The organism is Natrinema pellirubrum DSM 15624, assembly GCF_000230735.2.
Taxonomy (GTDB): domain Archaea; phylum Halobacteriota; class Halobacteria; order Halobacteriales; family Natrialbaceae; genus Natrinema; species Natrinema pellirubrum.
Map to the genome: position 1 here is coordinate 1,389,000 of NC_019962.1, position 14,237 is coordinate 1,403,236.

The following is a 14,237-nucleotide window of genomic DNA, read 5'->3' on the forward strand; positions in this document are numbered from 1 at the left end:
ATTGGTATTTCGGCCGGACTATCGTCGCCGCCGAACGGTCGGCACGGTCAGTCGAAGTACGCCGCCAACCGCCGGGCTGCCTCCTCGACGCGCGGGGTCACGAGGGCAAAGCGCAGCCACTCGGATCGGGAGTCCCCGAACGCCTCGCCGGGCATCCCCGCGACGCCGGCCTCGTCGATCAGGCGCTCGACGTTTGCGAGCGTCCCGGGGTAGCCGTCGAAGCGTGCCATCACGTAAAACGAGCCCTGTGGCGTCGTATACTCGGCACCGGCGGCCTCGAGCGCGTCGGTGAAGGTGTCGACGCGCTCGCGGAGCAATTCACGATTGCGCTCGTAGTAGTCGGGGCCCGTCTCGCGGAAGGCCTTCAGGGCCGCGTACTGGCCGGGGCGGGTCGTGGCGACGTTGACCAGCATGTGGCGGCTCTTGGCGTCCGCGACCAGTTCCGGCGGGAAGATCACGTAGCCGACCCGCAGACCGGTGACGGCCATCGATTTCGAGACGGCGTTCGTGACGATCCGGTGAGTCGATTCCGTCTCGAGCGCGCTCGCGAACTGGCCGGAGAGGTCGTAGTGGTCGTAGACCTCGTCGCTGATGAGAACGGCGTCGTGGTCCTCGGCGACGGCGACGAGTTCCCGCATCGTCTCGGCGGGGTAGACCGCGCCGGTGGGATTGTTCGGCGTGTTTACGACGATCGCGGCCGTCTCGTCGCTCGCGGCCGCGCGGACTGCCGCGGGATCGAGTTGTCCCTCCGCGCCGGCCGCGACGTACCGCTGGGTGCCCCCGAGCATCGTCGTCTTGCCCGGATAGTAGGAGTAGACGGGATCGGTCAGCAGGATTTCGTCCCCGGCGTCGCGCTCGAGGGCCCGCGCCATCGCGAGGTAGTTGGCCTCGCCCGCGCCGTTGGTGACGACGATCTGGGCGGCGTCGACGCCGCGCCGGGCGGCGATCTCCTCGCGCAGTTCGGACAGCCCCTCGCTGGCTGGATACTGGAACCGGTCGGGATCGAAGTCGGCGTACTCGCGCAGGCCGTCCCGGAGCGCCTCCGGGGGCTCCCAGTCGGGGTTGCCGCTGACCATGTCGACCACGTCGCGGTCCGCCGCGTCCGCGTACTCCATCACGTGGAAGAAAAGCGGCGTTTCGTAGTCCATGCGGCCCACTGGGGCGACGGCCACCGTTTGTCTTTCCGTTTCCGGCGGTACTCGCGAGGTGACGACCCGGACCCTCGCTTTGACAACGACCGCGTCCGTCGACCCGCATATGAACGACGACATCGACCGCGAGCTGCCGATGGCCGTCGGCGACGCGCTTCGCGACCGCGAGGAGCTGCTCGCAGTCGCCGAGTCCTGTACCGGCGGGCTGATCGGCGCCGCGATCACGGCCGTGCCGGGCGCGAGCGACTACTTCGATTCGGGGTTGACGACCTACGCCTACGACGCCAAGCGCCGCCATCTCGGCGTCAGTCGCGAGTCGCTCGACGACCACGGCGCGGTCTCGGAACCCGTCGCCCGCGAGATGGCACAGGGGATCCGGGACGTGACCGATGTCACCTGGGGCGTCGCGACGACCGGCGTCGCCGGTCCCACCGGCGGGACCGAGGCGAACCCGGTCGGCACCGTCTACATCGGCGTCGCCCACGCCGCCCCGTGGGACAGCGGGGACTCCTACACCACCGTCTCCCGGTACGTCTTCGACGGCGACCGGGCCGAAATCCGCGCGAAGACCGTCGATCAAGCCCTCGAGGACCTGCTCGCCGAACTCGAGGCGCGGTGATCGGCCCGCGAGTCGCCTCCGACGGCCCCGCGCCGACGCGAGATCGGTTCGCAAACCTGACAGTCTCGAGAGAAAGCTATTCCCGGGTCGGTTCCCCAGAGTCGGGTGAATGAACAAGAAGGGACACGTGTTGAACGCCGTGCTGTTGAGCATCGGGCTGGGGTATCTGCTCGAGCCATCGGGGAGTCTGGAGACGTTCAGAACCATCGCGATGATCGGCGTGCCGGTGACGCTGGGGGCGCTCTTTCCGGACGTCGACACCGCCTTCGGCAAACACCGGAAGACGCTGCACAACCTGCCGATCCTCCTTGGCTTTCTGGCCTTTCCGTACGTCTTCGGGAACCTCGAGTACGTCTGGGTCGGCGTCCTGACCCATTACGTCCTCGACGTAGCGGGGAGCAAGCGCGGGATCGCGTTGTTTTATCCGCTCTGGAAGAAGGAGTTCGGGCTGCCCATCGGGGTCGCAGTCAGCAGCAAGCGCGCCGACCTCATGATGGTGATCGTCACCGTCGCCGAACTCGCACTGGTCGCGCTGGTCGTCTTTCGGGTTCCACAGTGGGGATTCGAGCTGGGTCGGCAGGGGCTCGGGCTGTAACGGGTTCGCTATCCCACTGTCACGGCCCGCCGCTGACGAGATGGAGCCCGACGATCCCGACGACGATCAGGCCGATGAACCCGATTCTGGCGAGCGTCGCGGGCTCGTCGAAGAGGACGATTCCGAGCGATGCGGTCCCGACGGCCCCGATACCCGTCCAGACCGCATAGGCCGTCCCGACTGGAAGCTCTTCGACGGCCCGCGCGAGGAAGACGACGCTGACGAGCATCGCGACCCCGGTCACGAGCGTGGGCACTGGCCGCGAGAGGCCGTCGGAGTACGCGAGTCCGATCGCCCACGCGATCTCGAAACAACCGGCGACGAACAGGAGGGGCCACGACATGCCATCGATGGTATCGATCCGCGGCGAGTATAGCTTCCGTTCTCGAGCGATGCGGCCGGGAGCGAGCTACCGGTTCGGCGTCCACTCCTCGCAGGCGTCCATGTCGTCCATGGCCGTCTCGTGGCGGGCACAGTAGGGGACCATCCCCTCCGAGGAGCGGACGTACTCGAAGTGTTCGCAGTTCCCGCAGTAGCGGTCCGTCGGCTCGGTCGGGCCCGCGGACTCGGATTCGACGATCTCGGCGTCGCCGCCCTCGAGCGGCGAGGAGATGTCCGAAGCCGCCGAGCCGCCGTCGCTGGTCGCAGCGCCGACGGTTCGCCCGGTGGCGCCGGTCGATCGCGATGCAGTCGCCGATCGGGTCGTGGTCCGGCCATCGGCCGGGGCCTCCTCGTAGGACAGCGACGTGCCGTCCGCGTCGGCATCCGCGTTGGTCTGTGTCTCGACGTCACCGTCGGGGGTCCCGCCGAGGAAGCCGATCCCGCCCAGACCGCCGTCATCGTTGCTCTCCTCGACCTCGAGGACGGTCCTGTTGTGGCGGGTGACGTTCATCTCGAGGTTCCCGCCGGGATCGTTGCGCCGTTTGAACGTAGCGACGGCGGCGAACAGACACCAGATCGCGGGGAGGAGTCCGAGCAGGTAGACCACCGAGACCTCGAAGGTCAGTTGCTGGCCGTAGTTGCGCCAGTGGTGGGGGTAGGCGTACCAGAAGAGCGCGACCCCGAGCAGGCAGAGGCTCACGCTGATCGCGGCCGCGGCCTGGACGCGACGGCTGGCCGGCAATACGATGAAGACGCCGACGAGGGCCGTCGGGACGGCGAGGCCGGCCAACACCCCCGCGGCGCGGACGGTCGCGTACTGGGCCGCCATCCCGCTCGAGAGAGCAGCCGCGTATCCGCCGACGAGGTCGGTCGTGGCCGCAAGGACGGCCACGACGGCCAGGATCGCACCGAGGATCACGAGCGTCGTGCCGGCGTACAGCCGGCGACTCGTCACCCCCGATGCGGTCCCGTCGTAGACCTCCGTCAGGCTAGTCATACGAGCCCGTTCGATGTCCTCCCACAAAACGATACGTCAGACACCTTTCGGATCATAGAGGGATCGAGGGTCGTCGACGGATCGGCGGGTATTGTACGGGGTGGGTATCCAGCCGGGTCGCCAGGTGGCCATCCCGATCGCACCGCGTTCTGTCGACCACCCATTACGGCCGTGTACCCGCTCCCGTGATCCGTGGAAGCGAAAGCTTGAATCACTGCGCTCGCAAACGACTGGCCATGAGCGACGACGACGAGGACGCGGAGCCAGCCGTCGAACTCGGATCACACACGCCCGTCGAGGGCGCACCGCTTGCCCGCGTGAGTTCGCGGCTGACCTGGCCCAAGGAGAAAAGCGAGGTGGAGCGAATGGAGGGCGAGTCGGTCCTTCGGACGCCGGACGGTCCCCGCGAGCTATCGACGATCCTCGAGTCGGTCGACGAAACGTACTTCCAGCGCAAACGGGAGTTCGAGGGCCACGTCCGGGACGTGATCGGGACCGGCCCGATTCCGACCGCCGACGAGTAACACCGTGGGATCCGAGTCGGATCGACGCGCTGTGCGCTGGCTTCGCCAGCGGTTGAGCCTCTCCTGGGTACAGAAGTCGTTACTGCTCGGAGCGCTCCTGACGGCCCTGTGGATGCGGTTCGTCCCCGACAGGCTGGACGATCGACTCCTCGTGGACGGCATCCTCCTGATCGGCGGGCCGCTCGCACTGGGGCTGTCCCACGGACGACACGTCGGGTGGCGGGTCGACCGGACAGCGGTCAGGAACGCGGCCCTGCTCGGACTGTTCGTGTTGCCGTTCTATCTCGTCGGCTCGACGTTGCCGACGATCCGCGCGTACTACCCGATCTGGGAGACGTCGGCCGCGCCGGCCGCGTTCGTCCCCCACGCGATCAAGCTGTTCGTCCTCGCACTGGCCGCCGAGACCTACTATCGGGGGCTGTTGTGTGTCGGGGTCAGGGAACTGGGCTTCGGCGCGGTGTTTATCAGCCCCGTCGTCTACATGCTTCACCACACGTCGAAGCCGCCGATCGAGTTCCTGCTGTCGGGGCCGACCGACGTCCTGTTCGGTGCCGTCGACTACACCTCAGACTCGATTCTCCCCTCCGTGGTCGCCCACGGCGGCGGGCTCGTCTTACTGGACTGGTTGGTGATTCACGAGCCGCTGTTCGATCCGGCCCCGGTCCTGCACGTCCTCGAGGCACTCCCGCTCCCGATCTAACGATCCTTTCGCCGCGGCTAACAGTATAGAATACCAACACTTATGGCCGCCAGCCGTGAGGATTGCGTATGGACGCCCGGACGTCGTTTTTCGCCCTCCTCGTCTCCGTCCTCGCCGGCGTCGCCGCCCTGTTGGTCCGCCCGCTGCTCGAGTACGTCCTCGGTGCCTGCCTGCTCGCGGTCGTCCTCCGACCCGCGTACGAACGGCTAGCACCGCGGCTCGGCGAGCGTCTCGCCGCGCTCGCACTGACCGCCTTCGTGATCGTCGCCGGCCTCGTGCCGCTCGCGCTCGTCTCGCTCATCGTCGTTCGAACGACTGCCTCGACGCTCGAGAACGTCTCGATCGAGGGGATCACCGCGTACGGGAGCGAGGTGGCACGTACCGAACTCGGTATCGAAGCGGAGTCGGTGGCAGTCGTCGAATCGGCACTGCAGGCACGGGTCCAGGAGATGGGGTCTAATGTCGTAGACGTTACGCTCGAACAGTCGGTCTGGCTCCTCTCGACGGCCGTCGACGTCGCGATCGGAACGGTCGCGTTCGTGTTTTTGCTGTACTATCTGCTCGTCGACGGGCCCGCATTGCTCGCCTGGCTGCGCCGGACGGTCCCGCTCGAGGCGGCCGTCCTCGACGAGTTGTTCGCTGAGGTCCACACGGTCACGTGGGCAGTGCTTCGCAGTCACGTTCTCGTGGCGGTGGTGCAGGGAACGCTCGGCGGGATCGGATTGGCTCTGCTCGGCGTGCCCTCCGCGACCGTCTTGGCGGTGGTCCTGTTGTTCGCGTCGTTCCTGCCGACGGTCGGTGTCTGGCTCGTCTGGGGACCGGTTACGATCGCCCACGCGACCGCGGACGGGCCGGCGAGCGGGGCCGTCCTGCTCGGCTATGGGCTCGTCGTGCTGGCCGTCGCCGACTACTACCTCCGATCGATCCTCGTCGATCGCCGGTCCGGGCTCCATCCGGCCCTGGCCTTGCTCGGCGTCATCGGCGGGGTTTCGCTCTTTGGCATCGTCGGCCTGTTCGCCGGCCCGGTGATCCTCGGGGCGTTCGTCGCCGCGTTGCGGGTCGCGAACCGCCGTCTCGAGCCGGTCTCGACCGAGTCGGGAACCGAGATCGAACGGGACTCCCCGATCGTCGAGACGGAGCGATAAACGCGCTCAGTCGGCGTAGTTGGGCTGCTCGCGCCGACTCGTCGTCGGCACGCCCAGACCGGAAAACGCCATCACGAACAGCACGAGCGGCGACAACAGCCCGAACAGGTAAAACGGCGCGTACTCGAGGGTGGGGACGCCGGTCGCGGAGGCCATGAAGACGCCGCCGGCGTGCCAGGGGAGCAAGGCACCGGTCGGCGTCCCGGCGGCCTCGACGGCCCGCGAGAGTTCCTCGCTGTCGAGGTCGAACTCTTCGTAGAGGTTCCGCAGCGTCAGCCCCGGCAGGACGATGCTCATGTACTGTTGTGCGGTCAGCACGTTGACGAGGATCGCCGACGCGCCGGTGCCGGCGATCAGGCTCCCGGAACTGCGGACGCCCTGCGAGAGGCGATGGGCCAGCACCGCCAGGACGCCGGTCCGCTCGAGGAGGCCGCCGAGCGAGAGCGCGGCGACGACGACGGTGATCGTCCAGGCCGAGCCGGTGAGCCCGCCGGTCGCGAGGAGGTCGTTCACGAGGTCGGTCCCGGTTTCGGGAGCGGTTCCGCTCATGAAGACTTCCCAGGCGGCGACGAAGCCAGTGCCCTGCACCGCGATCGAGGTGATGACGCCGGCGAAGACGCCGGCGACGAGCGTCGGGAGCGCGGGGTAGCCATAGAGGGCCAGTCCGAAGGTGACCACGAGCGGCAGGAAGACGAGGACCGAGAGGTCGTACGCGCCCGCGATCGCGGTCTGGATCTCGACGACGCGGTCGGTCGGAATCTCGCCGGCGGCCTGCAGTCCGAGAACGGCGAACCCGGCCACGGAGAGGCCAAAGGCGACGGCCGTTCCCGTTCGCATGCGACGGATGTGGTCGTACAGCGGCGTGTTCGTCACGCCGGCCGCGAGGTTGGTCGTGTCCGACAGCGGCGACTGCTTGTCGCCGGCGTAGGCACCCGAAATGACCGCGCCGACGGTCATCGGTGCGGGAACGCCCAGCCCCGCGCCGATTCCCACGAACGCGACCCCGAGCGTCCCGACCGTGGTCCACGAGGAGCCGATCGAGAACGCCACGACAGCTGCCAGTATCGCCGCGACGGGCAGGAAGACCGATGGCGTGAGCAGTTCGAGGCCGTAGTACATCATCGCCGGGATCGTTCCCGCCTCGACCCAGGTGGCGATCAGCGCGTAGATCGTAAAGATGATCAAAAGCGCCTGGATCCCCATCAGGAGGCCGTTTGCGACGCCGTCGGAGAGTTCGGGCCAGTCGTAGCCGAGATAGATGCCGAACGCGCCGACGAAGACGATACTCCACAGCAGCGGGACGTGCGGATCGAGCCCGAGGACGGCCGATCCGACCCCGAGGAAGGCGACGACTGCGAAGACCGGAACGAGCGCGAGCGCGAACGACGGCCGCCGTTCGGGCGCTATGTCGTCGATCGTCGTCGGTGTGAAGTCGAATGTCATCGGCCGAGTTATGCATTTGGGGCATAAAAGCTGAACGATTCATTACTACAGAGCATGCACAGTGGTACCAGCGACCACATTCAGCAGCGGCTATATATCGCGCTCACAGTCACTTTTGGGGCGGCGGATCGAACGATGGAATCGTGTGCGTTCGCTCACACTGATCCGAAAACCGTCCCGTGATCGACCGCCGGTCGAAAACCGGCCGGTCGGCGCTCAGGTTCGACTCGAGAAGGCGCTCAGGTTCGCCTGCAGTCCGGCCGCGAGTTCGGACTTGCGGCGCAGTCGGGCGAGCGGCACCGGCAACTGCGTCGCGACCTCCGAGACCGCGTCGTGGAAGGTTTCGGCCTCGCCGTACTGGCCCTCGAAGGCGTTGCGGACGCTCTCGCGGACCTGCCAGACGCCGACGGGAGCCCAGTAGTCATCGCTTACCTCCCGCAGGACGAGACACTTCGCCTGCCGGCCGATCGACTCGAGATACTCCAACACGCCCAGCCGGGCCGCGTAGTAGGCACCGGCGGTCTCCTCGACGTAGCTCGAGCGGCCCTCATAGCCCTCCGAGGCGCTGGCCATCCAGAGGTCGTCTTCGGGGTTTGGGTTCCAGATGCTGCCCGGCGCTTTCATTTCGACGAGTTCGAACTCCCAGTTGCCCGGCGCCAGGACGATCCAGTAGCGGTTACCGACGTATTCGTTGGCCCAGACCTGCACCTCGTCGATGCTGGGCGCGTTCCGAATGGACCCGCGCAGGAACTTCCCGACGGTGTCGTCGACGGCCGTGATCGACCACCGCGTCGGGACGAGCCGGCGCTGTTTCGTCTGTCCGAGCGCACCCGCGGAGAGGATCGAATTGATCTCGTAGACGTCGAAGCCACGGCGATAGAGATAGGTCATCGCGCCCTCGGCCTGCCAGTCGTCGTCCTCTAAGGTCTTCTTGACCGGCCGCGGGACGTGGGGGTTCTCGGTGAGGTCCGCGTTCCGGGCGTTGGCTCGAGGGCCCCGGGGCGTCGCAACGTCCGTTCCCGCGTCCAGTCCGAGGTCGGGCGTGTCGTCCAGCCCGATCTCTAAGTCGACCGGGCGATCGGCGATGGCGACCTCGCGCTGGACGCCGACGAAGCCGTCCCACGTGTCGTGGACCGAGGGGGTCAGCCGGCTCGCGATCGACGGCGAGTCGACGTTGGCCCGTTTGTTGGAGTTCAGGAGGCCGGTCCGGCGCTGGAGGACGTCGTCGATCGCGTACCCCTGTCGATACCAGTCGCCATCGGTGACGTACTCTTCGGCGTCGCTTTCGTTGCCGACGGGCGAGAGCAGCCCGACGGGGATATCGGGGTAGTTCGACCGCCCGACGAAGATCGAGGGCGCGGTCGAGCCGACGAGCGTATCGCCGCTCAAGGCGTCGTCGAACTGCCGTTCGAACTCCTCCAAGTGGTCCGTGATCGCGTAGGATTTCTCCTTCGCGAGGCGGCGACGCTCGGCCTCCTCGTCGGGCTCTAACTCCTCGATGTAGTCGTCGAGGCGCATTCAGTCGACGTAGGGCCGGCACGGGTTTGAATGTTCGTCGTTCGGGCCGGCGGTCGGCACGCTCTCGGAGGCGAGTCCGAACAGAATGTCAGAGGCAGAGGTTCGGTCGGGCGTCGAGTAACCGAACCTCATCCCAACCATCACACGGGGACATAAAATAGCCGCCAGCGTATTTTCAGGATCGGAAAACGCTACGGCGGGGGTCGGACGCCGTTCCAACCCGATTTGTGGGTAATGGTACCGATTGCCAGTCATTGGGGAACGTGGAAAGACAACCGTTAAAAACGGCGGGCGGGAAAGAATGGATATGAGTACGACCGACGACCGAGAGACGCGTTCCTGCGTCTCCTGTGGGCTCAACATCGCGGGCACGAACGCCGCCGCGTTCAAATGCCCCGACTGCGGCGAGCAGATCTACCGCTGTGCCAAGTGTCGCAAGCAGAGCAACCTCTACGAGTGCCCCGACTGCGGGTTCATGGGTCCGTAACAATGGGTAAGGTAGCCGCCAAAATCAAGGTCATGCCGGACAGCCCCGAAATCGATCTGGACGCGCTTCAGGAGCGCCTCGAGAGTGCCCTCCCCGAGGGTGCGAAGATCAACGGCGTCGAACGCGACGATGTCGCGTTCGGGCTCGTCGCGCTCTACCCCACCGTGATCGTCCCTGACGGTTCGGGCGGCACGGAGACCGTCGAGGAGAACTTCGGCGACGTCGACGGCGTCGAAAGCGTCGAAGTCGAAAACGTCGGCCGAATATAACCAGTCACTGGCCGATTTTCGGCTGTTTTTGTCAGTCGTGAGCCACGGCACCGTCGATTGCTCCGTCCGAGACGGGGACCGGCAACGCTCGAGCCGACGTCGGCGAAAACGGCGTGAAAACGGATGACAGCGGAGCGGCAGTGCCGGGTTCGACCGCTTACTGCTCCTGCTCGCGGTTCGCACCGAGATCGGCCTCCGAGACGATCTCCGCGCCGATCGGCGAGAGGTCGACGGTCACGTCCTCGGTGACGGCCTTGCTGATCTCGTCTAGGTTCCCCGCGAGGACGGTCAACACGTCGTCGGGGTTCGCATAGAGCAGCATGTTCCCGTCTTGGCCCTCCGCGACGAGTTGCGTGTCGTTCAACACGACCTGATCGTTCTGGAGCGTCGCCGAGACGACCGGCAGCGCCGCGGGTTTGCCCGGTTCGTCGTCTTTGACTCTGCGGATGTGGACTTCGTCGAGGTCGATGACCTCCTTGTGTTTCTTGATCTGTTCGGCGCAGTTTACCATATCGTTGAGCAGGGCCGTCCGCTTCTCGTTGCCGTGATCGCCGTCGAGACAGTGCTGGCAGACGCGGAGTTCGAGTCGCATTGGCCGTCCCTACGCGACCGACACCGATGAGAATTCCGCTTCGGTCCCTCGAGCCCCGTGTAACGACCCGATTCGGGTCCGGCGCGGTCGCCTTACGCTCGCAGCTCCTCGTGGATCTCTCGAATCCGCTCGGACCCCCGATCCACGTAACCGCCGTGAAAGCACACCACGTGATCGATCTCGCGATCGGCCAGTCGCCCGACCGATTCGGTCGCCTGCTCCATCTCCGGCGTGAAGTGGGGTTTTGGCCCGGATAGCGGCTCGTCACCGTCCGCGACGAGCGCGTCGCCGGCGATCAGCAGGTTCCCCTCGGGGAGGTATAGCGAGACGTGGCCAGGTGCGTGTCCCGGTGTCGCCACGACCTCCATCGGCCCGGCCAGCGTCGGGAACCGAACGCCAGCTGCTAGTTCGATGTCGACAGCAGCCGGCGGATACCGGTCGCCGTCGCCCTTGATCGGTTCGCGCTCGCCGCGCACGTACGGCGCTTCCGCCCGATGGGTCGCGACGACTGCATCGACGTCTTCGAGCAAGGCCGCGAGGCCGCCGGCGTGATCGCCGTCGTGGTGCGTAATCAGAATCAGCCACACGTCCGTCAGTTCGTAGCCGAGCGACCGCAGGTGCGTTCGAATCCCCTCGCGGGCCCCCTCCGGGCCGGCGTCGATCAGGATCGGGCCGCGCTCGGTCTCGACGAGCGTCGGCGTGATGGTTATCTCTCGACCGCCGTACTCCACCGTCAGCGGCAGCACGTGGACGCCCGCGTCGCGTTCATCAGTCGCCATGCTCGAGCCGTCGACGCCGACCACGAAAGATCGTTCGCCTCTGACCGCCACGGCGTCCGTCACTCAAAAAGATACTATAATGATTTGCAATAAAATACTTTTTCTCGGGAGACAAAACTATCGATAATGGCACTCGAATCGAGAGGTTCGCCCCTCGAGGTCGAATCGGACCCGTTCTCGAACGCATCACAGCGGACCCTTTCGGAGACGGTACAGCCGCTGGCCGACGCTTACGACGAGCGGATCGGCGACCGTGACCGGTCGACGTGGCTGTGGTTCGACGCGGTCGAACCGGCGTTCCGACTGTCCTGTGTCGACGATGGGGCCGAACAGCGCGTCCACGATGCGAAGGTCCTCGCGACGATGTTCATCACGGTCATCGACGACATCGCCGAACGCCACGGCGACCGCGCGACCCTCGAGGAACTCCGCATCGTACCGTTCGACGCCCGCGCGGCCGATCCGACGCGAGCGGGCGTCGACGGCGAGTACGTCCGGTTCCAGCGGGAGCTCTGGGACGCGCTCTGCGAGCAGTTTCGGGCGGGTCCGCGCGCCGCCGAGTTCGAGGCTCTGTTTCGGTTCGACGTTCGACAGGCGCTCCAGTCGGTCGACTACTCGGCGCTGCTGGCCCGCCAACCCGGCCTCGCGAGCGAGCGCGAACTCCTGACCTACGACGTCTACAACATGATGCTCTTTCCGTTCGCCGATATCGACATCGCGAACGCGAGCGCGTTCGATCCGCGCGACCTCTCGACGCTCCGGACCGTCGTCGATCACGGCCAGCGGATGGCACGAATCGGCAACTGGCTCGCCACCTGGGAGCGGGAACTCGTCGAGGGTGATTACAGCTCCGGCGTCGCCGTTCGGGCCCTCGAGTCCGGACTCGTCTCACCCGCGGAGCTTCGGGCGCTCCGGAACGAACCGACCGACGTGGCCGTCGCGGACGTGATCGAGCGGATCCGCGAGTCCGGCATCGAGACCACCTTCGTCGAACGGTGGGAGCGCGAGTTCGAAACCGCAATCGACGCCTGCGGCGACGGCGAATCGTTCGACGTACGCGCCTATCTCGAGGGGTTCGAACCGATCTTCCGCTCGCAACTCGCACGACGGGCCCGGACCGGGGAGTAGCTACTCAAGCGAGTGCGGCGTCGATTGCCTGCTCGAGGTCGGCGATCAGGTCATCGACGTGTTCGATTCCCACGGAGACGCGGATCAGGCTGTCCGAGAGGCCGGCCGCGAGCCGCTCCTCCCGTGGAATGGCGGCGTGGGTCATCGGCGCTGGCTGTTCGATCAGGCTCTCGACGCCGCCGAGGCTCTCCGCGAGCGTGAAGATCTCGGTGTTCGAGACGACCTCGCTCGCTTGCTCGAGACTCGCGTCGAGTTCGAAGCTCAGCATGCCGCCGAAGTCGTCCATCTGCTCGGCGGCGATCTCGTGGCCGGGGTGGGACTCGAGGCCGGGATAGTAGACCCGCTCGACGTCGGGGTGGTCGGCGAGCCACTCGGCGATCGCGCGGGCGTTTTCGCAGTGTCGATCCATCCGGACGGGCAGGGTCTTGGTGCCCCGGAGGACGAGAAAGGACTCGAAGGGGCCGGGCGTCGCGCCGACGGAGTTCTGGTAGAAGCCGAGTCGCTCGTCGAGTGCCCCGTCGTTGGTCAGGAGGGCTCCGCCGACGACGTCGGAGTGGCCGCCGAGGTACTTCGTCAGGGAGTGGGAGACGATGTCGGCACCGAGATCGAGCGGCCGCTGGAGGTACGGCGTCGCGAACGTGTTGTCGATCGCACACAGCGCGTCGTGATCGTGGGCGATCTCGGCCGCCCCCTCGATGTCGACGATCGACATGAGCGGGTTCGTCGGCGTCTCGAGCCAGAGCAGTGCCGTCTCCTCTCGGAACGCCGCCTCGATCTCGTCGAGGTCGGTCATATCGACGAAGGAAAACTCGAGGTCGTAGTCCTCGTAGACCTGCGTGAAGATGCGGTGGGTGCCGCCGTAGACGTCGTTGCCGGTGACGACGTGGTCGCCGGCCTCGAGCAGGTTCAGGACGGTGTTGATCGCGGCCATCCCGCTGGCGAAGGCCCGGCCGTATTCGGCGTTCTCGAGGCTCGCGAGGTTTTCCTCGAGATCGGTACGCGTGGGGTTCCCGGTACGGGAGTACTCGTAGCCGCGGTGATCCCCCGGGGCGTCCTGCTTGTACGTGGAGTTCGCGTGAATCGGCGTCATCAGTGCGCCCGTCTCGGAATCGGGCTCCTGACCGGCGTGGATGGATCTAGTCTCGATCCGACTGTCGTGGTCGTCGTCCATACTCCTACGAGTGCCCCGCGGTCGGATCACTGTTATGGACGCCGTTGCTCGCAGTCACAGTCGGTTGCAGAAGCGAGGTCGCTTGTCCGCTCGCGGCTGCTCGAGGCGGTGACGATCCACAGAACCAACGCTACCGGCTTACTGGTTTTGCTCCTGTTCGCGTCGTCCCACGAACGTCTGGTATTTGAGATCGTCGTCACGCAGTTCCTCGAGGATACGCTCGACGAGGATCTCGTCGGGATCGTGCAGCCCCGAGACGCGCTCGGACAGTTCCTCGAAGCTCTCGAAGGGTTTGCGCTTTCGCTCGTCCAAGATGCCGTTGCGGAGTTTCTTCCCGATCCCCGGCAGCAGGTTCAGCTGGTGGAGTCGCAGCGTGATCGGCTGGGCGTCGTTGTAGAAGTCGACGAACCGCTGTTCGTTCTCCTCGACCAGATCCTGGACGACGTACTCGAGTTCCGACTGCGCGCCCGAGGAGAGGTCCTCGTACTCGACCCGGTGACACTCGGTGACGATGTCGCGCTCGGCGGCCGGTTCGACGACGACCTCGCTGCCGATCGTGAGCCGTTCGTCCTCGTCGAAGGCGACCTGATAGAGCTGAAAGTCCTCGATTCCGACGGCGTACCCTGCCGGAGACTTGGCGTACTGCGGTCGGCCGTCGTCCGACAGCCCGTGTGCGAGGTAGTCCAACACGACCGCCCGACGAACGTCCATCTCATCGCGATCAGCTTCGCTCATTGG

Annotated in this window: 17 protein-coding genes; 8 read left to right on the forward strand and 9 right to left on the reverse strand. The window is 66.2% G+C overall.

The features are described from left to right. Positions 1 to 47 precede the first annotated feature (47 nt). On the reverse strand, positions 48 to 1,148 hold the full coding sequence (locus NATPE_RS06730; protein WP_006179502.1) for a pyridoxal phosphate-dependent aminotransferase: 1,101 nt from the start codon (positions 1,146 to 1,148) through the stop codon (positions 48 to 50). 109 nt (positions 1,149 to 1,257) lie between these two features. Between NATPE_RS06730 and NATPE_RS06735 the strand changes: the two genes are divergently transcribed. Together NATPE_RS06735 and NATPE_RS06740 are read left to right on the forward strand one after the other, a co-directional pair. After that, on the forward strand, positions 1,258 to 1,770 hold the full coding sequence (locus tag NATPE_RS06735; protein ID WP_006179501.1) for a CinA family protein: 513 nt from the start codon (positions 1,258 to 1,260) through the stop codon (positions 1,768 to 1,770). Between the two features lie 109 nt (positions 1,771 to 1,879). Continuing rightward, entirely contained in the window at positions 1,880 to 2,365 is a 486-nt protein-coding gene (locus NATPE_RS06740; RefSeq protein ID WP_006179500.1) for a metal-dependent hydrolase, read from the forward strand. Positions 2,366 to 2,384: 19 nt separating this feature from the next. Here NATPE_RS06740 and NATPE_RS06745 read toward each other — a convergent pair whose 3' ends face one another. Further along, a complete protein-coding gene (locus NATPE_RS06745) occupies positions 2,385 to 2,708 on the reverse strand; it encodes a DMT family transporter (protein WP_006179499.1) in 324 nt (107 codons plus the stop codon). A gap of 66 nt (positions 2,709 to 2,774) precedes the next feature. Continuing rightward, positions 2,775 to 3,743: a DUF7139 domain-containing protein gene (locus tag NATPE_RS06750; RefSeq protein WP_006179498.1), complete on the reverse strand. Its 969-nt coding sequence runs from the start codon at positions 3,741 to 3,743 to the stop codon at positions 2,775 to 2,777. 236 nt (positions 3,744 to 3,979) lie between these two features. Here NATPE_RS06750 and NATPE_RS06755 point away from each other — a divergent pair, with 236 nt between their 5' ends. The 3 genes from NATPE_RS06755 to NATPE_RS06765 all read left to right on the forward strand — a co-directional run bounded on the left by NATPE_RS06755 (position 3,980) and on the right by NATPE_RS06765 (position 6,112). Then, entirely contained in the window at positions 3,980 to 4,267 is a 288-nt protein-coding gene (locus NATPE_RS06755; protein WP_006179497.1) for a DUF5789 family protein, read from the forward strand. Between the two features lie 4 nt (positions 4,268 to 4,271). Then, complete coding sequence (locus tag NATPE_RS06760) at positions 4,272 to 4,967, forward strand: CPBP family glutamic-type intramembrane protease (protein WP_049804828.1); 696 nt, start codon at positions 4,272 to 4,274, stop codon at positions 4,965 to 4,967. A 68-nt stretch (positions 4,968 to 5,035) separates the two neighbouring features. Next, positions 5,036 to 6,112 carry an AI-2E family transporter gene (locus NATPE_RS06765; RefSeq protein ID WP_006179495.1) on the forward strand — a complete coding sequence of 359 codons (1,077 nt, stop codon included), beginning with the start codon at positions 5,036 to 5,038 and terminating at the stop codon, positions 6,110 to 6,112. 6 nt (positions 6,113 to 6,118) lie between these two features. Here NATPE_RS06765 and arcD read toward each other — a convergent pair whose 3' ends face one another. Both arcD and nreA read right to left on the reverse strand, forming a co-directional pair. After that, the gene (gene arcD, locus NATPE_RS06770) at positions 6,119 to 7,555 is read right to left on the reverse strand and encodes an arginine/ornithine antiporter ArcD (protein ID WP_006179494.1); all 1,437 of its coding nucleotides are present in this window, start codon (positions 7,553 to 7,555) and stop codon (positions 6,119 to 6,121) included. 216 nt (positions 7,556 to 7,771) lie between these two features. Further along, positions 7,772 to 9,073 (reverse strand): DNA repair protein NreA, encoded by a 1,302-nt coding sequence (nreA, locus tag NATPE_RS06775; protein ID WP_006179493.1) that lies wholly within the window; start codon positions 9,071 to 9,073, stop codon positions 7,772 to 7,774. Between the two features lie 307 nt (positions 9,074 to 9,380). Between nreA and NATPE_RS06780 the strand changes: the two genes are divergently transcribed. Then, a complete protein-coding gene (locus tag NATPE_RS06780; protein ID WP_006179492.1) occupies positions 9,381 to 9,560 on the forward strand; it encodes an HVO_2753 family zinc finger protein in 180 nt (59 codons plus the stop codon). Between the two features lie 2 nt (positions 9,561 to 9,562). After that, positions 9,563 to 9,829 (forward strand): elongation factor 1-beta, encoded by a 267-nt coding sequence (locus NATPE_RS06785; protein ID WP_006179491.1) that lies wholly within the window; start codon positions 9,563 to 9,565, stop codon positions 9,827 to 9,829. Between the two features lie 157 nt (positions 9,830 to 9,986). Here the strand turns inward: NATPE_RS06785 and NATPE_RS06790 are convergent, their stop codons facing one another. Together NATPE_RS06790 and NATPE_RS06795 are read right to left on the reverse strand one after the other, a co-directional pair. Beyond that, entirely contained in the window at positions 9,987 to 10,421 is a 435-nt protein-coding gene (locus NATPE_RS06790; protein ID WP_006179490.1) for a hypothetical protein, read from the reverse strand. A gap of 92 nt (positions 10,422 to 10,513) precedes the next feature. Next, positions 10,514 to 11,200, reverse strand: a complete 687-nt coding sequence (locus tag NATPE_RS06795; RefSeq protein ID WP_015298855.1) for an MBL fold metallo-hydrolase — start codon at positions 11,198 to 11,200, stop codon at positions 10,514 to 10,516. Between the two features lie 126 nt (positions 11,201 to 11,326). Here NATPE_RS06795 and NATPE_RS06800 point away from each other — a divergent pair, with 126 nt between their 5' ends. Beyond that, the gene (locus NATPE_RS06800; protein WP_006179488.1) at positions 11,327 to 12,328 is read left to right on the forward strand and encodes a hypothetical protein; all 1,002 of its coding nucleotides are present in this window, start codon (positions 11,327 to 11,329) and stop codon (positions 12,326 to 12,328) included. A 4-nt stretch (positions 12,329 to 12,332) separates the two neighbouring features. Here the strand turns inward: NATPE_RS06800 and NATPE_RS06805 are convergent, their stop codons facing one another. Both NATPE_RS06805 and NATPE_RS06810 read right to left on the reverse strand, forming a co-directional pair. Beyond that, the gene (locus NATPE_RS06805) at positions 12,333 to 13,499 is read right to left on the reverse strand and encodes a cystathionine gamma-synthase (RefSeq protein WP_006179487.1); all 1,167 of its coding nucleotides are present in this window, start codon (positions 13,497 to 13,499) and stop codon (positions 12,333 to 12,335) included. 138 nt (positions 13,500 to 13,637) lie between these two features. Next, on the reverse strand, positions 13,638 to 14,234 hold the full coding sequence (locus NATPE_RS06810; protein ID WP_006179486.1) for a DUF655 domain-containing protein: 597 nt from the start codon (positions 14,232 to 14,234) through the stop codon (positions 13,638 to 13,640). Positions 14,235 to 14,237: the final 3 nt, after the last annotated feature.